This window comes from Paenibacillus sp. p3-SID867, assembly GCF_025142895.1.
GTDB lineage: Bacteria > Bacillota > Bacilli > Paenibacillales > Paenibacillaceae > Paenibacillus_AQ.
In genome coordinates this window covers 480,648-501,424 of record NZ_JAMBDM010000001.1, presented here as the reverse complement: position 1 = coordinate 501,424, position 20,777 = coordinate 480,648, and the positions used below count along the sequence as shown (strand labels likewise).

The following is a 20,777-nucleotide window of genomic DNA, read 5'->3' as shown; positions in this document are numbered from 1 at the left end:
CATTTATAATAGAGAAAACCCCGTTACGTTGTGGGTTATATAACTCCAAAATCGCTAAAGGGGCGATTCTCTAGATGACCTCATCTGTCGATATGATGCCAGGCTTTGACCGCATGCAGCTGCAAGCGCCGTTTGATCTGACCTATTACAATGAACAGCCGTTGTCGGGAGGGCAGTTTCACTCGCATGCTTTTTATGAAATTTATTATTTCCATGAAGGACGCTGCACTTATTTGATCGGCGATTCCGTTTTCACCCTGAAACCGGGGGATCTGCTCCTGATGAACGGGCTTACGCTCCATTGTCCGAATGTTGAGCCCGATTCCAGATACGTCAGAAGCATTCTGCATTTCGATCCGGCCTGGATCTGCAAAGGGCTTTCGGAGACGGCCAAATCGATATTGCTGGATCCCTTCGAATCGCTGCGAAATCATCGCATGACACTGACAGGGGCCAATCGGGACGAATTTGAAGGCATGTTGGCCGATATACATCGCCTCTCGGCATCCACGGCCGGTTTTCGCCAGGAACGGATGACCTTGCGTATTCAGGAGATGATGTACGTCATCGCGGACTGGTGCCAGGACGCTGTGCAGGACCAGGACTCCATCTCCGAGAAAGAGCGGCATGTCCAGCATGTCGTATCGTTCGTCGAGGAACATTATATGCAGGATCTGACGCTGGAGCAAATCGCCCGCGATATGCATATTACGAAACACTATTTATCCTCCTTATTTAAGGAGGTTACCGGAACGACGGTGTTTAAATATTTGTATCACCGGCGGATTAACCAAGCTAAAATATTGCTCAGGCTCCATCCGCATCTCAGCATCACGGAGATCAGCCAGGCGGCAGGTTTCAAGCATTTGGCTCATTTCAGCCGGATGTTCAAAGCCATGGTCGGAACGACGCCGGAATATTATCGCAGAAGCGGGGAAGAGCTTTCGTTGACTTGATCGGACTTTTTGGGTATAATAGCCACATTAAAACGGTAATATGAACGCGATGATGAGGATCAATCGTTCCACTTTCGATCATGCAGAGAGCCGGTGTCTGGTGAAAACCGGTTGACGATAGGAATGAACTCGCCTCGGAGCAATGGTGTTAACCCGGCCGCTGTATTTCGGCAGATTCGGCCGCTGAAGCATCGTCGTCTCATCCGCGATAAGGATGCAAAGGGAGTGAAAGGCAAAGCATGCCTTTGGCTAACTAGGGTGGTACCACGGGAATCAAACCTCTCGTCCCTAGCGATCAGCGCTATGGATGATGAGGTTTTTTTGTTTTTTTGGGCAACGGCACAGGCCTTGCCTCTTGACTGTGAAGGAGGAGCAATGGAGTATGACGGACAATCAACCAACCGGCCACGGCTATCAGCCGCAGGCCATCGAACCGAAGTGGCAGCAATACTGGGATGAGAACAAAACCTTTAAAACGGAAGATTCATCATCCAAACCGAAATTTTATGCGCTGGATATGTTTCCGTATCCATCAGGAGCAGGCCTGCACGTAGGGCATCCGGAGGGGTACACGGCGACTGACATCGTGTCCCGTTACAAGCGGATGCGCGGATACAACGTGCTTCATCCGATGGGATGGGACGCCTTCGGTTTGCCAGCGGAGCAGTATGCCATGGACACAGGCAAACATCCTCGCGAGTTTACCGTGCAGAATATCGATACGTTCCGCCGCCAGATCAAATCTCTGGGCTTCTCGTATGACTGGGACCGCGAGATCAGCACAACCGATCCGGAATATTATAAATGGACCCAGTGGATCTTTATCCAGCTTTATAAGCGCGGCCTTGCCTATGTGGCTGAAGTGCCGGTGAACTGGTGCGAAGCGCTCGGTACCGTGCTTGCGAACGAAGAGGTCATCGACGGCAAGAGCGAACGCGGGGGCCATCCGGTCGTACGTAAACCGATGCGCCAATGGATTCTGCGCATTACCGAATACGCGGATCGTCTCCTTGAAGATCTGGATGAACTGGACTGGAGCGAAAGCCTGAAGGATATGCAGCGCAACTGGATCGGCAAATCCACAGGCGCTGAGGTTCGTTTTGACATCGAAGGTTACGATGGTCATCTGGAGGTGTTCACGACCCGTCCGGATACGCTGTTCGGGGCAACCTACTGCGTTCTGGCGCCGGAGCATGACCTCGTGGATAAGATTACGTCAGCCGATCAGCGTGAAGCCGTCAAGGCTTATCAAGATCAAGCAGCACGTAAAAGTGATCTGGAGCGGACGGATCTGGCCAAGGATAAAACCGGTGTATTCACGGGTGCATACGCCATTAATCCGGTAAACGGCGCTAAAGTGCCGATCTGGATCGCGGATTATGTGCTTGCCGGCTATGGAACGGGTGCCATTATGGCGGTTCCGGGTCATGACAGCCGTGACTGGGAGTTTGCGAAGCAATTCGGTCTTCCGATTATTGAAGTCGTTCAGGGTGGAAATGTCGAGGAGGAAGCATACAGCGGCAGTGGCGCACATGTGAATTCCGGCTTCCTGAACGGGTTGGACAATGAAGAGGCTATCCAGGCGATGAATGAATGGCTGGAGCAAGAGGGTAAGGGCAAGAAGAAGGTAACTTACCGTCTGCGCGACTGGCTGTTCAGCCGTCAACGCTACTGGGGTGAGCCGATTCCGATTCTGCATCTGGAAGACGGAACGATGAAGACCGTGCCTGAGGATCAGCTCCCATTGCTGCTGCCGGATGTGGATCAGATTAAACCGTCCGGTACCGGCGAATCACCACTGGCTAACGTTACGGAGTGGGTGGAAACGGTAGATCCCGAAACCGGCATGAAAGCCCGCCGCGAGACGAACACGATGCCGCAATGGGCCGGCAGCTGCTGGTATTACCTGCGTTATATCGATCCACGCAATAATGATGAATTGTGCTCCAAGGAGAAGCAGAAGGAATGGCTGCCGGTTGACCTGTACATCGGTGGTGTGGAGCATGCGGTGCTTCATTTGCTGTATGCACGCTTCTGGCACAAAGTATTGTATGACCTGGGCGTTGTCGATACGAAGGAGCCTTTCCAGAAGCTGGTCAATCAGGGTATGATCCTGGGCAACAATAATGAAAAAATGAGTAAATCCCGCGGCAATGTCATCAATCCGGATGATATTGTTAACGAATACGGAGCCGACACGCTGCGCGTGTACGAGATGTTCATGGGGCCGCTGGAAGCAACTAAGCCATGGAACACCAACGGCGTTGAAGGAACGTTTCGTTTCCTCTCCCGCGTATGGCGCCTGTTTATCGGGGACGACGGTCAATTGAACCCTAAAATCGTGGAAGGCGAGGGTACGGACGATTTCAAACGTACACTGCACAAAACGATTAAGAAAGTGACCGAAGACTTTGAACATATGCGCTTTAACACAGCGATCAGCCAGCTGATGGTATTCATCAACGAGGGATACAAGACGGAAGAGCTTCCGCGCAAAGCGATGGAGAACTTCGTGCAGCTGCTTTCCCCGCTGGCCCCTCACCTGGCTGAAGAGCTGTGGAGCCGTTTAGGCTACACGGAGAGCGTAACCTACGTGCCATGGCCGGAGTATGACGAGGCTTGGACTGTAGAGGCCGAAGTGGAGATAGTCGTTCAAGTTAACGGCAAAATCGTAGAACGTGCCAAAATTTCGAAAGACATGGACCAAGAAGCCATGCAACAACATAGCCTCTCCCTTCCGAATGTCAAGCAGGCGCTGGAAGGAAAGAGTATTCGCAAAGTCATTGCCGTACCGGGCAAACTGGTCAATATCGTGGCCGGTTAATCGTAAAACCGAAGGCAGCATCCAGTTTTGCCAAATCCTCCTCATACTTGTCGTGTGTGGTTTGGATCAATTGGTAGAACAATCCGTTCAGGTTTGAATCCAGCAGTGCTAAAGCCTGAGCCGTGATGCCTCCGGGAACCGCAACCCGCTCTTGCAGCTGTTCGGGGGAGAAGCCCTCCTCCGTTAACAGCTTGCCGGTGCCAAGCAGCATTTCTCCGGCTAATGCATTAAGGGTTCTGCGGTCGATTCCGGTCATTTCAACGGCAGCGTCGATCCATTTTTCCATGAATAAACTTAAAAAAGCAGGTCCGCAGCTGGAGAAATCGGAAGTGATTCGCGTGTGCGATTCCAGTATCTCGAGCGGCCTGCTGATATAAGACAGGAGGCTTTCTATAAGCTGCCTGTCTTCTTCTTTTATTCGGGAACCGTACATGCATAACGATGCTCCGCCTCCGGTTAGGTTGGTGATGCTCGGTATGATTTTCGCCACCTTGCAGGGCAGCGATGATTCCAGATGGATCAGTTGGACCGGACTCGTGATGGATATGGCGATTTGCCGGACTTCAAGCCGATCTTTGATTTCGCTGATGACAGATTTGAATTCAAGCGGCTTTATACATAGGAATAGCAGGTCGCTCTGAGAAGCCGTCTCCGTGTTACAGCTGCATACCGTCAGACCGGGATGACGTTTTGCCAGCTGCATCGGCTTTTCAGGACTTCGGTTGCTGACCCGAATCTGCTCAGGCAGGAGTGCGCCCGATTGAATGAAGGCATCGATCAACAGACTACCCATGCTGCCCGTACCGATAAAACCGACCTTCATGTGTATGTTCCCTCCTTTCGCGCTTTACGGCAGAAATGTACCGTCCTTACGTTTAATGTATGCGGGGAAGATGCCGATTCATGACGGTTTTTCATGCGATTTCGGTGGGGAAACCGAAGAATATTCCTGGGTATGTACAAAATGAACTTTAAAGTTAAGGAGAGGTCAATCGATGAAAAAGATATCTTTAGGCTGGAGTCTTGCCGCAACGATTGCTGGCTGCGGGTTCATCTTGTTTGCCGGTGGTGCGGATCAGGGGATCGAGGGCTGGCAGCCGCTGAACGATCAGCTGGAGCAGGTGGTTGCGGCCGAAGAGAATGCGGGTGTGAAGACGTCCGGGGTTGATTCCCGGCAGAAGGATGTGGAACCGTCTGGAGCCGAAACGGATTCGAAGACTGCTGCAAAGAGCACGCAGGCGGGGCAGATCGAGCCTGCCAGTAATGCGAAGGACTCCATGCCAGACCAAGACCAAGGAGTGGCAGGAAGCGGTATAGCAGACCATACAGCTCCGTCTTCGGCTTCTGGTCAACCTTCTTCGCCCCTTTTACCGCCTCAGGCTGAAGGTGTCAGTCAGCAGTTACAGCAGCAAGCTCCTGTTAACAGTACAGCGCAGTCACCAGCAGCTCCGGATCCATCCGGATTGATTAATGTCAACACGGCGGATGCTGCAACGCTTATGGAGCTGCCTGGCATTGGCGAGGCGAAGGCCAAGGCCATTATCGATTATCGGAATCAGTTCGGTCCATTTAAAAGTCTGGCCGACTTGATGAACGTAAAGGGCATCGGGCCCAAAATGCTGGAGAAGATGAAGCCTTACGTTGGACTTTAGCTATGTGCTACAATAAAGGCGATATTGATAAGGAACAGGTGACAAATGATGAGTGCAGATCAACGTAAAGATTGGGATACTTATTTTATGGATATTGCCTTTATGGTTTCAACCCGCTCCCAATGCCCGAGGCGTCATGTCGGGGCGGTGCTGGTGCAGGGGAAGAAGCTGCTCGGGACGGCTTATAACGGCGCGCCGATGGGGGTGCCTGATTGCTCGGAAGCGGGCTGTATGATCGCCGAGGATTATGAACTGGTCGTGCAGGACGGCAAGGAGAGCATGGTGAAGAAACAGCGCTGCATCCGGACGATTCATGCCGAGCAGAATCTGCTGTTATTCACGGACCGGATCGATCGGGAAGGCAGCACGGTGTACGTGACGGATGAGCCCTGCTGGACCTGTGCGAATATGCTTGCCAACAGCGGCATTGTCGAGGTTGTGTTCCACCGTCCTTATCCGAAGGATTCGGGCAAGGTGTCCCGCATGATGGAACAGAAGGGGATTTTGTTCCGGCAGCTTGAAGCGTATGAGCCGCCGCGCGAAACCTTGATGACGGTAGCGGAATGATTCATGTATAAGATTACGGAACAAAATGAATAGAAAGTCACAGAGGAAGGACCTTTGACTGCATATGCAGGCCAAGGTCCTTTTTTTATTTTAATGATGAAGGGATTTGTTGGAATCATGAAGCGAAGGCCATTACTTATGTTTACCGTGATGTGGGTAATCGGCAGCGGTGCTGCATGCCTGTACGACGGATGGAGGCTGGCCATGATTGCAGCCGGGCTGATTCTCATCCTGTTTGCTGTGTGTCATTGGGCGGGGGCGGGACGCCTATTTACGCTCTGCATGCTGTTTTCCTTGTGCATGTCGGGTACTTACTGGGAATGGCATGACGCGGCCAATGTAAGTGATATCGAGCCGGTCCTCTCAGGGGAGACATCGACGGACGCTGTTCCTGTTACTGCCTTTGGTGTAATCACAACCCCAATAGAAGTGGATGGCGACCGCGCGGATTTCAATGTTGCCCTGCATCAAGTTGATATCAAGCTAACAAAGCCTCCAGCGCCCCAAAAACAAGCGAATCCGGATAACGGCACCTTGCTGAAGACGGATGATATCGTCAGGGTGCAAGTGAAACTAATGGACAAAACGGAGCTGGAGACGGTTCATCGATGGCAGCGCGGGGACCGCATAGAGCTGACCGGAGAGCTGCAAAAACCTGGAGAAGCCCGCAATTTTGACGGATTTAATTATGCTCAATATTTGCGAACCCAGAAGATTCATTGGATGGTCAAAGTGAAGGGCTCTGACCTAGCGAAGGTCACCCCGCCTGACAGCTGGAATGTAAGTCATATTCTAAGATGGACGGATGCCGTTCGCCATAAGCTTGGTGGCAAGCTGGATCAATTGTACGGCGGAATCCATGCGGGTTATATGAAGGGACTTGTGATTGGCAATCGGGATGATTTGGATCCCGATACGTTTATGGAGTTCTCGCGTTTGGGGTTGACTCACATTCTTGCGATATCGGGCATGCATGTGGCAGTGGTTGTGGGATGCCTCTTATTCGTATGCACAAACCTTCGAATGACGAGGGAGACCTCGCTGACTTTGGTTATGTGGCTGATTCCCGTTTATGTCCTGCTTACCGGGGCAAGTCCTTCTATTGTCCGTGCCGGCATTATGGGGATGATCGGTTTGTATGCCGCACGGCGGCGACTTTTGAAGGATGGACTGCATATCCTTAGTGTTGCCGCACTCATCATGCTGCTGTGGAACCCGTATTTTCTCGTGAACGTCAGCTTTCAGCTGTCATTCATCGTAACGGCGGGCTTGATGATCTTCGTACCAAAGCTGATGCCGCTGCTGTCATTCTTGCCCCGCTGGCTTGCGGGAACCGTCGGAATTACGGTCGTAGCGCAGCTGATCTCCTTTCCCCTAACCATTTATTATTTTAACCAGGTGTCGCTGATATCTGTTTTCGCCAATTTGATCCTGGTTCCGGTGATTAGCCTGGTCGTTCTTCCGTTAGGTATGGTGTCTTTGCTGGTGGGGTGGGTATGGATGCGCGGAGCTGGCTGGTTGGCAGCTGTGACCGAATGGTTAAACCAAATGACGTTCCGTGTCGTTGAATGGATGAATGGTTCATCCGCTTTGATGACGTTGTGGCCGTCCCCATCGTTAGCCTGGATCTTATGTTATTTTGTTGTGCTGTATTCGCTGCTGTCCATTCTGAAGATGAGATCCGAAAATCGCGAAGGAGAGCGGATCGGATCGGATGATACCGTTCCATTGGAAGGACGCGTATCCTTGGATAGTAAAAGAGATTTGTCTGGTGCAACCGGCATGTTTCCGCTCGTGGATCAATGGGCCGATGCGTTGCGATGGAGAGGTTTTTTTCGCGCCAGTGATTATATCGAACGCTATGCAGCGAGAGCTGCGATCGTCCTGCTGTCCGGAGCTTTGGTTTTTTTGCTGTACGGCGGCTATCAATCTCCATCTATGCACGGAGCGGGACTTGTGCAATTTCTGGATGTAGGACAAGGGGATTCGATACTCGTAACAACACCTGAGGGCAAGCATATTCTCATTGACGGTGGTGGGACGGTGAATTTTCGTAAGGAAAAGGATGCTTGGAAGGAAAGGAAGGCCCCGTATGAGGTAGGAGCGAAGGTGGTGGTTCCGTTGTTGAAAAAACGGGGCGTGCACCAGCTTGAGGCTGTCATCATGTCCCATGGAGACCAGGATCATATAGGCGGTCTTCAAGCTGTCTTGCAGGAAATCCCGGTAAAATCAGTTCTGTTCAACGGGACCTTAACTGACTCCGCTTCCTTCCGGAAGCTGATGTTAACCGCTGTACAACAGCGCATTCCCATATACGAGGCTGGAGTGGATCGGGAAGTATGGAAGCTTGACAGCCATACGGAAATCCAATTTTTAGCGCCTGTTTTCCCAGAAAGTGGAGAAATCATAAAACCTTTACCGTTGATTAAGGAGCAGAATCATGCTTCACTAGTATTTGTCCTTCAAATGAACGGCAGCCGGATCTTGTTTACGGGTGACACAGACCAAGCTGCGGAACATAAAATATTGTTGTATCTGGAGGAACGTTCTTCACAAAATGATATCATTTCACGGCTTGCTGCTGCCGGTGACCGCATCGATGTTATGAAGGTTGCCCATCACGGCAGCAAAACCTCGACATCCGAGTTATGGCTGAATGCATGGAAGCCGAAGATAGCGGTTATTTCTGCTGGCGTTAACAATATGTACGGCCACCCTCATCCGGATGTGGTAGGACGGTTGGAACGTTCCACCAATCTGATCTATCAGACCAATCTTCATGGTGAAATACAGATGAGGATCAAGGAGGGACATATTGACACGCGCACGAAGCTACCTTGAATAAACAGCCCGCTGTCCTTGGGACATCGATTCGTAGTATGATCTTTAATAGGAAAAATGCAGCGGTGACTATAATCTTTATATTTGGTATAGTTAGATGAAGTTTCCTGAAAAAATAATAGGTTACATACTGCAACATTTTTTTAATTTTATCCGTCTGTATGTATGCAGGGAGAGGGGGATCCACTGTGGTGGAGCAGGGACTCATAAGAGCCGCTCAATCGGGCGATCGCGACGCTCTAATCACCCTATTGCGAGAAATTGAGCAACATGTTTACCGAACTGCTTATTACATTTTAAACAATGAACAGGATGCTATGGATGCAGCCCAGGAAGCACTTATACGTGTATATACGAAGATTAACTCCTACGAGGAGAAGGCTCAGTTCAAAACTTGGGTCCAACGGATTGTCACTAACATATGCATTGATAAATTCCGCAGGACAAAGCCGACGGTTTCCATCGATGAACATGATCTGGTGTTTCGGGATAATCTCGATGTAGAACGGGAAGTGATGTCGGGATATCTGGCTCAGGATATTCAGGAAGCCATTAATCAACTGCCGGACCATCATCGTACGGTCATTGTCTTAAGGTATTTGCAGGATCTATCCTACAACGAAATTGCTGATTGTCTGAACCTCCCGCTCAATACGGTGAAATCCTATTTGTTCAGGGCCAGGCAGCAGCTGCAGAATATGCTCCAAGAGCATCAGAAAGGTGGTGTATCAGGATGAATTGCCAAGAGGTGGTGGAACGTATGCACCGGTATTTGGACCGGGATCTCACTTCGGAGGAGACGGCCCAAATGTATCAGCATATTGCCGTGTGCCCCATGTGTGCTGAGACCTTTAATATATTGAAATCATTGAACAGAGAGCTTGAGGATCTTCCGGCCGTAACCCCGCCTGTCAGTCTGGTAGACGCTATCATGCCTAGACTGGATGCCATTGACCGTGATCGCCAGAACCTTGTCGTACCTCCAGCACTGAAAAGCCAGGAGCCAGCCGAAATGATGCCGGAAATGCGGCGTCCGCGACGTGCGGGCAGCTGGTGGAGCACGATTGGCGGTAGAACTGCTATCGGGGCCGCCGCGGCTGTACTTATTCTCGGCGTAGCGATCTTTAATAATGAACCGAAGATGTTATCCGATGCGGAGCTTCCATACGAAGAGGCTAGCACGACCAGTGCCGGGACGAATGACGAATCGGCTGCCACGCAGAATCAGGAAATGGCTCAGCCGTTTGCCGCCGAAGGCGGCACGGAGACGGGAGGCGAATCGAATGAGGGGAACGATTCATCCGCAAGCCTGCGGAGTTCGCCATCGGAATCGTCACCGGAAGCCAATTCCGACCCTGCCCCGAATGATACGAAGGCAACGAAGGAGCCATCGGATGCGGCTAATGGCACCAATAAAGATGTTACAGCACCCGATAAACCGGTTCAGATGAAAGATGTTGGGGAACCCCAAGCGCCAGACCAACCTGCAACGAGCAACAATGAGGTGCCAAAAACCGATACCGGAAGTCCGTCTGACCCTCCGGCGAATGAACCTGAGCAGAGTTCTGAAACCATGGATGTCCAGACGTCACCTACGGAACCGGATACCACGTCTGAGATGCTGCCTCCAATTAGCGATCCTGCCGGTGATGCGGTCACGGGAAGCGCCGAATCATCCGACAGGTCATCCGGATCGTACCAAGGACTGGCGATGGTGCCGGAACAGTGGTCCTCCCCGGACGGTCTCTACCGAGCCTCGCTGGAGGCCGATCATCTGATTATCTATCGTCTGCCATCGGGAAGCCAAACTTCGCCGGATGCGGTTGAAACGGTTGAGACAATTCCGCTCGGCGGAAGCTGGGTATCCGGTCAATGGTCCGAGGACGGCTTAACGTTCAAATATAAGGTGCAGACCCATAAGGAATTGGTTGAATCCGTCTATTCCATTGAGAAGTCCCAGCCACCGGCATCTACGGGGCAGAAGCAGCCTAAATCATAGAAATGTTCAGAGATATATACAGTCGGTGCACCAATGCCAGGAGATATGAATACACTATATATTAGAGAGAGCATGATACCAACTACCGTCGTATGACCGGCGGCGAGGTGTTTCTAGAGCATACTTGCCGGCGTTTATATAGATGTGTTGGGACGAAGGGACCTTGCCGCTGCCAAAAGCCGAGGTCTCTTTGTTTTCGTGTGGACGATTGCATTTTTATGCTTGTCATCTCGCATTCAGGCACTCTTTTTTGGTATAGTGTACAGAGTAGAAAGGGGGGGCGCCGATGGATGCCAAAGCGGCGGCCAAGGCGGTTAAGCAGGGAGAGGTGTCTGCCGTCTATTTGTTGTATGGCAGCGAGAAATTTCAAATGAAGGAATTCGCCGAATTTCTGGAAGCCCAGCTGATCCCGAGAGAAGACCGTGATTTTGCCCTCGTTCATATGGATTTAGGGGAAGTTCCGATTCAAACCGTTATTGAAGAAGCGGAGACGGTTCCTTTTATGGTTCAAAAAAAACTGATCATGGTCAGGGATACGGCTTTTTTTACCGCAGCAAAAGATAACGGGAAAGTGGATCATCGTCCAGAGGCTTTGCTGGACTATTTGACCAATCCTGCTGATTATAGTGTGATTGTCTTTATGGTTGGACAAGAAAAGCTGGATGAACGGAAAAAGGTAGTCAAGGCAGTCAAGAAATCGGGGGTTGCTTTGTCCTTCATGCCTTTGGGCGGGGAGGATTTGCTGCGCTGGGTGGACAAGCAGGTGAAGAAGGGCGACTGCGCGCTGCGGGAAGGTGCGGCGGAGGCGATCGTGCGAAATGCGGGAACCAGCCTTCAGACATTATCAGGTGAGATCGAAAAGCTGTGCTTATATGCTGGCGCTGGCGGAGTGATTGATGTCGCAACCGTAGATATGCTGGTAGCGCGAAGCACGGAACAGAATGTATTTGCGCTTGTAGAGGATATTGCGAATCTCCGATTGGACAAGGCGCTCGGAATCTATTACGAACTGCTGAAGCAGCGCGAGGAGCCCATCAAGATTGCGGCGCTGATTACCAGACAGTTCCGAATTATTCTGCAGGTGAAGACTCTATCGACCCAGAGCTACTCGCAGCAGCAAATTGCTTCCCAGATCGGATTGCACCCCTATGCGGTGAAGATAGCGGGCGAGCAAGCCCGCAAGTTTGAGACAGCTCGCCTTGAAGGCATACTGAACCATCTGGCGAATCTGGATTACCAGATGAAGACCGGGGCCGTGGATAAGGTGCTGGGCATTGAATTATTTTTGCTGCGGCTTGGGGCTTAGGATATCCGCAAATAGTTAAGAGCGTACGGCTGCGGGAGCAGTCGTACGCTCTTTTTCTTTAGAAATCAGAAAGCATGGACAACAGAGGCTCGCCTGCCTGACCCCGCAAGAAAAACGTCCGCTATAAAGCGGTCTGTCTACCGAGAAGAGCACGTCGATCAATGTACCACAAAAAGCCCTGAGCAGCGTGAACTGTTCAGGGCTTTTTCCATGTCGTATTCAACAAACGTTACTTACGCTTGGGACGTAAGAGCGTTCAGTCTTTTCGCCAGACGGGACTTTTTGCGGGCAGCTGCGTTCTTATGGATCAGGCCCTTCGTAACGGCTTTATCAAGCTTCTTGGAAGCAGCTTGGAAAGCAACTTTAGCAGCTTCGATTTCTGTACCGTTCAACGCTACGTCAGCAGTTTTAACAGCTGTGCGAAGCGCGGATTTTTGAGAAATGTTAAGCGCGTGGCGTTTGTCACTTGTCTTTACACGTTTAATCGCGGATTTGATGTTTGGCATTACATTCACCTCCTGTAAGGCATTTCAATAGAGCGAAATGATTCACAACTTAAAATATTTTAGCATGGGGGTGGACAAAAAGCAATACTCATTCGGACTTCTGCATAATCTCTCCCGTACTCTCGCACACTACTAGCAATATGAGGAGGAGTGTGAATTTAGATGGATCTGGATCTGCAAAAATATTCGGTCCGAACGGACCTGGCGGTGGAATCAAGAGAACTGGCGGGAGGAAAAGGCAGTGCGCCCATTCCTGGTGTGTTGGAGGATGTGGTGCAGGAGGACGGAATCAAGATTACAAGGCTGGACGTGGAGAACGAAGCAGCCTCTACGCAAATCGGCAGAGTGAAGGGCCATTACGTCACGTTGGAGGTGCCCGATCTTCGCAAGGGGGATACGGAGCTTCAAGATCAGGTGTCCGTTGTCTTCGCCCGTGAGTTCGAGGCATTCATGTCCCGGATCGGGATCGGACCCAAGGCAAGCGTGCTCATTGTCGGGCTTGGCAACTGGAATGTGACGCCGGATTCGCTGGGACCGCTTGTGGTGGAGAACGTGATGGTCACCCGTCAGTATTTCGAGCTTATGCCGGATCGGGTAGCGCCAGGTTATCGTCAGGTTAGTGCCGTAGCGCCTGGTGTGCTCGGTCTGACAGGGATTGAATCCAGCGAAACGGTTCAAGGGATCGTGGAACAAATCCGTCCTGACCTGATCATCGCCATTGATGCTCTGGCTTCGCGTTCGCTGGAGCGTGTGAATACGACCATCCAGATTGCGGATATCGGGATCCACCCCGGCTCTGGTGTCGGCAATAAACGCAAGGGATTGACGCAGGAGATTCTTGGAGTTCCCTGCATTGCCATCGGTGTTCCAACCGTCTGCTATGCTTCCACCATCGTTAATAACGCAATTGAGCTCATGAAGTCCCATTTTGGCGAAGGTGCGCCGGAGACGGGCAAAATTATGGGTATGCTTCATGATATACCCGAAGGTGAGCGCCTCGCGCTGGTGAAGGAGGTGCTGGAGCCGCTGGGCCATGACCTTATCGTAACGCCTAAGGAGATTGACGAATTTATAGAGGACATCGCCAATATCGTCGCAACCGGCCTAAATGCAGCGCTGCATGAGGCTGTGGATCCCGGCAATGTAGGTGCGTACACGCACTAACCCGGTATAAAAGCTCCGAATCTATCGGAGCTTTTATATTTTTCATGGATCTAGTTCTATCGATTCTCCCCGGTTCATAGATTTGAAATATAAGAGATTACACAAGTCGCGGGAACGGCGGAATGATGGCCGGATTGGTCCCGGCGAACCGAGGAGGACATCGTTATGAACAATCGCAAGTTTCGCATCTGGAATATTGCCAGACTGAAACGGAAGGTCATGGAAGGTCTGAGCATGGGTCGAACGCTCATTATACTGATGCTAGGCTCTCTTATATTTTTTATTTTACTAGGGCTTGGAGGGATGGCGGAACAGCGGATGAATTCCTCGCCCGTGTCGTCAATGAAAGGATTGGCCGCTTCGTTATCCAGCCATTTTTTCATCGATATGATCGGCATGGAGATGCCGCATATGACGGCTTCCAAAGAGACCTCAAGCTTCTCCGGCGAGAAAATGTCGACCTTCGTTTTTGAACTGCTTACGAGCGTGAACCCGAGGGACCCGAAAAGCCTGCTTGCGGGCGAATTGCCCGGCATGAAGGCAAATCAACCGGTACAGCTGTCACATGGCTCCGGGAACGAGGAAGGGGAAGCACCGGCGGATTACCGGCCGGATCCAGCAGAGGAGCAGGCGGAAGGCAATCCTTCTGATGCCGGGGAAGAGCCGCCCCAAGGCGGTCGGGGGATCGGCAATGAAGATAATGGCGAGGATGTCCCGGATCAGGGCACGGAGGACGAGCCTGGCAGTAAGAATGACCCTGGAAGCACCTCCAAGGATGGAAAGTCTACGAATGGAAAGAAAGCTGTACTCATCTATCATTCGCACCCACAGGAAGCATATAACCCGCTGCTCACGCATCCATCCGATAATCCGGGGGCTGTATCCCCAAGCAAGAACGTCATGCTGGTGGGCAGCTTTCTGAGTAAAAGACTTGAGGCAAACGGAATTGGCACCCTGCATGATAAAAGTGACTATCAATCTACCATTGAAGGATACAATTATAACTTTTCTTATAAATACTCGCGCCAGATGGTCATGGAGGCCATGTCCCAGAACGACGGCATTAATTACCTGATCGATATCCATCGGGATTCTCAGCGTTATAACAAAACGACGGCAACCGTAAACGGCGTTAATTACGCCAAGGTTTACTTCATCATCGGTCATGCGAACGAGAACTGGAGACAGAACGAGGCGTTTGCAAGCAAAATCAATGCCAAGCTGGAAAAATCCTATCCCGGGGTGTCTCGGGGCGTGTGGGGCAAATCAGCGGATCAAGGGAACGGGGAATATAATCAATCCCTGTCGCCAAACAGTATCCTGATCGAAATCGGCGGCATCGATAATACGAAGGAAGAATTGCAGCGGACGGCTGAAGCGTTGGCGGACATCATTGCAGATGTGTACTGGCAGGAGCAAGAGGCGGAGAAAGCCAGCGTGAAAAAAGACAACGATCAAACGAAGAAGCAGTCCGTTTCCGCGGGAACCAAGGGCGGAAGCAACAAAGGAACAGAGGATCAAGCAGCCAAAGCAGGCTAACGGCTCGGCGGTAAGTCGACAAGTGTGAACGGGTAAATCGGGGAGGGACTCAGTGATGTCAAGAATGGGAAAACGGTTGGTGGCTCTTATCATATGGACAGGCATCGGCATATTGGTCGGCATGCAGCTTGGCGGGGCAAAAGCGCCAGTACCGGCAGACGGTACCGGAGCCGTGCAAACTGTGCAGCAAAACCATGCGCAGGATCCGCAAGGCGGGGCTGCTCAAGGGAATGGATGGGGAGGGACGCGCAAGAACCCTCCCGTATCAGAGTCCGCTGTTCTAGAAGAAGATGCTCGTAAGACCCTGCCCGAATATGAGCCGACGCCCAGCGACATCCTGCTTCCCGAGCGTTCGCAACCGCCTGCCGATGTGCTGGCCGATAAGACGGCAGGACTGCTCCAGCAGCTGTCTGACAAAAGCATACGCTGGGTCGTATCGATGTTCGGATCGATCACGGAATAAATTCACCTTTATTCTCAGCATTGCTGTGCATCCCCTCAACTGGTATAATAAGTTGATTCAAACATCTGGTGGTTGTTGGGGGTTAGGCATGACAGACGTACAAGCAAGACAACAAAAAATTCGTAATTTCTGTATCATTGCACATATAGACCATGGGAAATCGACGCTTGCTGACCGTATATTGGAATTTACGGGCGCGTTAACTTCGCGTGAAATGCAAGAGCAAGTACTGGATCAGATGGATCTGGAGAGAGAACGCGGGATTACCATCAAGCTGCAAGCGGTTCGCCTGAATTACAAATCCGATGACGGCGAGGAGTATATATTGAACCTGATTGATACTCCAGGGCACGTCGACTTTACGTATGAGGTATCACGAAGCCTGGCTGCTTGTGAAGGCGCGCTGCTCGTAGTTGATGCTGCACAGGGAATTGAAGCGCAGACATTGGCCAACGTATATCTGGCACTGGATAACAATCTTGAAATTCTGCCTGTCATTAACAAGATTGACTTGCCAAGCGCCGATCCTGAGCGGGTGAAGCAGGAAGTTGAGGATGTCATCGGTCTGGATGCCAGCGATGCCGTATTAGCTTCTGCCAAGGCCGGCATCGGAATCAAGGAAATTCTGGAGCAGGTGGTTCAGAAAGTTCCTGCGCCAACCGGCGATTCGGAAGAACCGCTGAAAGCGCTGATTTTCGACTCCCATTATGATCCTTACAAAGGCGTTATCGTATATGTGCGCGTTATTGACGGAAGCATTAAAGCCGGCTCCAAGATCAAAATGATGGCTACCGGCAAAACCTTCGAGGTCATTGAGGTGGGGGCGTTTAAGCCGCGCATGTCCATCGTGGATGAGCTTAACGTCGGCGATGTCGGTTTCATCGTGGCTGGTATTAAGAGCGTTGGCGATACGCAGGTCGGTGATACGGTAACGGATGCCAAGCGTCCGACGGCCAAGCCGCTTCCGGGTTACCGCAAAATCAACCCGATGGTATTCTGCGGACTGTATCCAATCGAAACGTCGGACTACAATGATCTGCGCGAGGCGCTCGAGAAGCTGCAGCTTAATGATGCATCACTCAGCTTTGAGCCGGAGACATCCAGCGCACTCGGATTCGGTTTCCGATGCGGATTCCTTGGCCTGCTGCACATGGATGTCATCCAGGAGCGGATTGAACGAGAGTTTAACATACCGTTGATTACGACTGCGCCGAGCGTTATTTACCGCATTACGCTGACGAACGGAGAGCAGATCCAGATCGATAACCCGTCTCATTATCCTGAGGTGGGCAAGGTCGATTATGTCGAAGAGCCTTATGTTAAAGCAGGCATTATCGTTCCGAACGATTATGTCGGAGCGATCATGGAACTCTGCCAGAATAAACGCGGCGAATTCGTAAACATGGAATACCTGGACACAACGCGCGTTACCATTACCTATGAAATACCGCTGTCGGAAATCGTGTATGATTTCTTCGACCAGTTGAAATCGAGCACCAAAGGATATGCTTCATTCGATTACGAGCTGTCCGGGTACCGTCGATCCAATCTGGTCAAAATGGACATTTTGCTCAATGCCGAGCAGGTGGATGCCTTGTCCTTTATCGTGCACAAGGACCGTGCTTATCACCGCGGACGGGCGATTTGCGAGAAGCTGCGCGAGCTGATTCCTCGTCAAATGTTCGAAGTGCCGATTCAAGCTTCTGTCGGTACCAAGGTTGTTGCCCGTGAAACGGTTAAAGCGATGCGCAAAAACGTTCTTGCCAAGTGTTACGGCGGTGACATCTCCCGTAAACGGAAACTCCTTGAGAAGCAGAAGGAAGGTAAGAAACGGATGAAGCAAGTCGGCAGCGTTGAAGTGCCGCAGGAAGCCTTCATGGCGGTACTGAAAATCGACGACAAGTAAATTTTGCATAGGAATGCCAGCCCAAGAGTTAACAGGGTAGGCTGTCCTGCGTATATAGTCTTATGAAGTAAATGATGGGAAAGCCGATTCTCGGCTTTCCTTTCTTTCATTCCAAGAAGCATAGCGTTATAGTAGAGAAGGAACTTCCGAGAAGTTACTTAAAGTAAGTCATGCCAGAGGTGTACATGAGGGGGCAAGAAAAGAATGACGGCAAACGATCAACGGACGGAAGCGGTGTACATCCACATTCCGTTTTGTACCAATAAATGTTTTTACTGTGATTTCAATTCCTACGTGTTGAAGGATCAGCCGGTAATGAATTATCTGCGCGCGCTGGATAAGGAAATGGAGCTGACCGTTCAGGCCAACCCGCCTGGACGAATCAAAAGCATATTTGTAGGCGGCGGGACTCCAACGGTGCTGAAGCCGGATGAAATGGAATACTTCTTGCAGAGCGTGAAGCGCCATTTTCCGGAATGGTCCGATGACATTGAATTTTCGATGGAAGCCAATCCCGGCACCACGGACTTGGAGAAGCTGTCCGTCATGCGCGAAGGCGGCGTGAACCGTATCAGCTTCGGGGTGCAAGCCTTCCAGAACAGCTTGCTGACCGGCATCGGCCGGATACATGATACGGATGATGTGTATCGTAGTCTCGAGAATGCCAGAAGAGCAGGCTTTGATAACATGTCTATCGATTTGATGTTTGGGCTCCCGAACCAAACCTTGGACATGCTTGCGGAAAGCGTGGATAAGGCGCTGGAGCTTGGACTCCCTCATTATTCAATCTACAGCCTGAAGGTTGAAGAAAACACGCTGTTCCATACGATGTACCAGCGAAACCAGCTGCCGCTTCCGGATGAGGAGGACGAGCTGAATATGTATCTTCTATTAATGGAGCGGATGCAGGCTGCCGGATATAAACAGTATGAGATCAGTAATTTTGCTAAACCCGGCTTTGAGAGCCGGCATAATATGACGTATTGGCGCAACGAGGATTATTATGGCTTGGGCGCGGGAGCTCACGGATACATCGGTCGTCAGCGCCATGTGAACATTAAAGGCGTCAACCCATATAATGAAGCAGCGAATCAAGGACTTCCGCGATTGGAGAGCTTTGAGGTATCAAGAGAAGAAGCGATGGAGGATTTCCTCATGGTCGGGCTCCGAGTCCTGGATGGCGTTTCGCGCAGCCGGTTCCGGCAGCAATTCGGGATTTCCATGGAAGAGGTATTCGCCGGCCCGCTGAATAAAATGGTAGGTGCGGGACTTCTCGATTCCACGGATGACGGATATAAACTGAGCAGTAAAGGCATTCTGTTCGGCAACGATGTGTTTGCCGAATTTATAGGCAGCTTGTCAACAAATTAATCTATTGAACTTATATGCGCTCTGTTGTATATTTATTCATAACATGACGGAGCGTGTAAAGGGGAGACGGACAACAATGTCGGCGGTATGCAGAAAGGCGAAGATAGAAGATGTCGAGCCGCTGTATCAGATGATTCAGGGTTATGCGGAAAGGGGCATTATGCTGCCCCGGTCCAAAAAAGTGCTGGAGAAACAGATCGGGGAATTCGTTGTGGCCGAATCCGAAGGGAACGTGATCGGCTGCGGTTCCTTGTGCCAGCTGGGAAATGATCTGGTGGAGATTCGTTCACTCGGCATCTCCGATGGTTATAAAGGGCAAGGAATCGGCTCCATGCTGGTGGATTCCCTTCTGGAAGAAGCGAAACGGCGCGAGCTTCCGAAAGTGATGGCCTTGACGTACGAGGTATCCTTTTTCATCAAAAACGGCTTTGCCGTCGTGGAGAAGGAGATTTTCCCGGAGAAAGTGTGGACCGACTGCATTCACTGCAAGAAGCAGCATGCTTGTGACGAAATAGCTGTTCTTAAAGTACTGAACTGACTTGACAATCCTCAGGTCGGTTTGGTATTTTTGTTATATCGGTTAGCACTCGATGGCGATGAGTGCTAACGAAAGTGAAATTAAGCAGTCAGCAAGGAGGGGAGCGACATGTTAACAGATCGTCAACGCATGATTTTGAATGCCATTGTGGATGACTATATCCGTTCTGCCGAGCCGGTTGGTTCAAGAAGCATTTCCAAACGTGGGGATGTCGGATACAGTCCGGCAACCATTCGTAACGAGATGGCTGATCTGGAGGAACTCGGTTTTCTGGAGCAGCCTCATACATCAGCTGGACGAATTCCGTCACATAAAGGATATCGTTATTATGTTGATCATCTCACGTCGTCGTTTTCCTTGAACCCTGCGGAACTGCATATGATGAAATCCTTTTTTGCAGAAAAGCTGAACGTGATGGAGCAGATGATACAGCATACAGCTGGCATTCTGTCTCAGATGACTAATTACACTTCCATCCTGCTTGGACCGGAAGTTTTTCATACGTCTTTGCGTCATTTCCAGCTTCTTCCTCTCCATGAGGATCAAGCGGTAGCCATCATCGTAACCAGCACAGGGCAAGTCGAGAACAAGATTGTTTCGATTCCGCAGGGTGTGTCCGTTTCCGATCTGGAGCAAGTGGTCAATCTTCTGAACAAGAAGCTGGTCAACGTGCCTCTATATAAACTCAAGACCCGTTTGTATACGGAGATTGGCGAGGAAATGCAGCGGCATATTTCACATTATGAAGACCTCATGAGTATGCTGGATATCGCCCTTAACAATGAACCGGACCATCGCGGCGTATATCTTAGCGGAACGACCCACATGCTGAATCAGCCGGAGTTCAAGGATGTGGATAAGGTAAGGGAGATTTTCGAGCTTCTGGAACAGACACCCGCACTGTTGAAACTCATGGCTCCTGCTCCCGGTGAGCATGGTGTCCAAGTGAAGATCGGTACGGAAAATACGCATGAAGCGATTTCCAATTGCAGTTTGATTACTGCGACTTATTCAATAGATGGAAAAGCGCTCGGTTCGATTGGTATTCTCGGTCCTACTAGAATGGAATATGCACGGGTGATCGGCATCTTGAATGTGTTATCCCATGATCTGACGAAGCTGTTGTCACACTGGTACAAATAAAG

The 20,777-nt window shown here is 50.8% G+C and carries 17 protein-coding genes and 1 other annotated feature; of the genes, 15 read left to right on the top strand and 2 right to left on the bottom strand.

The window, feature by feature from the left end; genetic code table 11:
* Positions 1-74: 74 nt before the first annotated feature.
* Positions 75-956, top strand: a complete 882-nt coding sequence (locus tag M4D81_RS02365) for an AraC family transcriptional regulator (protein WP_216533798.1) — start codon at positions 75-77, stop codon at positions 954-956.
* Between the two features lie 40 nt (positions 957-996).
* Positions 997-1,249, top strand: a binding site (T-box leader).
* A gap of 89 nt (positions 1,250-1,338) precedes the next feature.
* Positions 1,339-3,780 (top strand): leucine--tRNA ligase, encoded by a 2,442-nt coding sequence (gene leuS / locus M4D81_RS02360; RefSeq protein ID WP_260064308.1) that lies wholly within the window; start codon positions 1,339-1,341, stop codon positions 3,778-3,780.
* Here leuS and comER read toward each other — a convergent pair.
* Positions 3,761-4,603 carry a late competence protein ComER gene (comER, locus tag M4D81_RS02355; RefSeq protein WP_071222895.1) on the bottom strand — a complete coding sequence of 281 codons (843 nt, stop codon included), beginning with the start codon at positions 4,601-4,603 and terminating at the stop codon, positions 3,761-3,763. The genes leuS and comER overlap by 20 nt on opposite strands.
* Positions 4,604-4,775: 172 nt before the next feature.
* Between comER and M4D81_RS02350 the strand changes: the two genes are divergently transcribed.
* The 6 genes from M4D81_RS02350 to holA all read left to right on the top strand — a co-directional run bounded on the left by M4D81_RS02350 (position 4,776) and on the right by holA (position 12,145).
* Positions 4,776-5,432 (top strand): ComEA family DNA-binding protein, encoded by a 657-nt coding sequence (locus M4D81_RS02350; protein WP_260064307.1) that lies wholly within the window; start codon positions 4,776-4,778, stop codon positions 5,430-5,432.
* Between the two features lie 48 nt (positions 5,433-5,480).
* Entirely contained in the window at positions 5,481-5,999 is a 519-nt protein-coding gene (locus M4D81_RS02345) for a deoxycytidylate deaminase (protein ID WP_100535884.1), read from the top strand.
* 117 nt (positions 6,000-6,116) lie between these two features.
* Complete coding sequence (locus M4D81_RS02340; protein ID WP_260064306.1) at positions 6,117-8,840, top strand: ComEC/Rec2 family competence protein; 2,724 nt, start codon at positions 6,117-6,119, stop codon at positions 8,838-8,840.
* Positions 8,841-9,028: 188 nt separating this feature from the next.
* Positions 9,029-9,577: an RNA polymerase sigma factor gene (locus tag M4D81_RS02335; protein ID WP_036644490.1), complete on the top strand. Its 549-nt coding sequence runs from the start codon at positions 9,029-9,031 to the stop codon at positions 9,575-9,577.
* Positions 9,574-10,839: an anti-sigma factor family protein gene (locus M4D81_RS02330; protein ID WP_260064305.1), complete on the top strand. Its 1,266-nt coding sequence runs from the start codon at positions 9,574-9,576 to the stop codon at positions 10,837-10,839. The genes M4D81_RS02335 and M4D81_RS02330 overlap by 4 nt, the downstream gene beginning before the upstream one ends.
* 286 nt (positions 10,840-11,125) lie before the next feature.
* Positions 11,126-12,145: a DNA polymerase III subunit delta gene (gene holA / locus M4D81_RS02325; protein ID WP_260064304.1), complete on the top strand. Its 1,020-nt coding sequence runs from the start codon at positions 11,126-11,128 to the stop codon at positions 12,143-12,145.
* Between the two features lie 233 nt (positions 12,146-12,378).
* Here holA and rpsT read toward each other — a convergent pair whose 3' ends face one another.
* Positions 12,379-12,651: a 30S ribosomal protein S20 gene (rpsT, locus tag M4D81_RS02320; RefSeq protein ID WP_053489175.1), complete on the bottom strand. Its 273-nt coding sequence runs from the start codon at positions 12,649-12,651 to the stop codon at positions 12,379-12,381.
* A 162-nt stretch (positions 12,652-12,813) separates the two neighbouring features.
* On the opposite strand from rpsT, the gene gpr reads away from it, so the two are divergent.
* The 7 genes from gpr to hrcA all read left to right on the top strand — a co-directional run bounded on the left by gpr (position 12,814) and on the right by hrcA (position 20,775).
* Positions 12,814-13,815: a GPR endopeptidase gene (gpr, locus tag M4D81_RS02315; RefSeq protein ID WP_260064303.1), complete on the top strand. Its 1,002-nt coding sequence runs from the start codon at positions 12,814-12,816 to the stop codon at positions 13,813-13,815.
* 165 nt (positions 13,816-13,980) lie between these two features.
* Complete coding sequence (locus tag M4D81_RS02310; RefSeq protein ID WP_260064301.1) at positions 13,981-15,354, top strand: stage II sporulation protein P; 1,374 nt, start codon at positions 13,981-13,983, stop codon at positions 15,352-15,354.
* Positions 15,355-15,409: 55 nt separating this feature from the next.
* The gene (locus M4D81_RS02305; protein WP_475486667.1) at positions 15,410-15,817 is read left to right on the top strand and encodes a hypothetical protein; all 408 of its coding nucleotides are present in this window, start codon (positions 15,410-15,412) and stop codon (positions 15,815-15,817) included.
* An 88-nt stretch (positions 15,818-15,905) separates the two neighbouring features.
* Entirely contained in the window at positions 15,906-17,723 is a 1,818-nt protein-coding gene (gene lepA, locus M4D81_RS02300; protein WP_071222909.1) for a translation elongation factor 4, read from the top strand.
* Positions 17,724-17,927: 204 nt separating this feature from the next.
* A complete protein-coding gene (gene hemW / locus M4D81_RS02295) occupies positions 17,928-19,094 on the top strand; it encodes a radical SAM family heme chaperone HemW (RefSeq protein WP_260064299.1) in 1,167 nt (388 codons plus the stop codon).
* A gap of 76 nt (positions 19,095-19,170) precedes the next feature.
* A complete protein-coding gene (locus M4D81_RS02290) occupies positions 19,171-19,632 on the top strand; it encodes an N-acetyltransferase (RefSeq protein ID WP_260064298.1) in 462 nt (153 codons plus the stop codon).
* Positions 19,633-19,740: 108 nt separating this feature from the next.
* A complete protein-coding gene (hrcA, locus tag M4D81_RS02285; protein WP_071222916.1) occupies positions 19,741-20,775 on the top strand; it encodes a heat-inducible transcriptional repressor HrcA in 1,035 nt (344 codons plus the stop codon).
* The last annotated feature ends 2 nt before the right edge of the window (positions 20,776-20,777 follow it).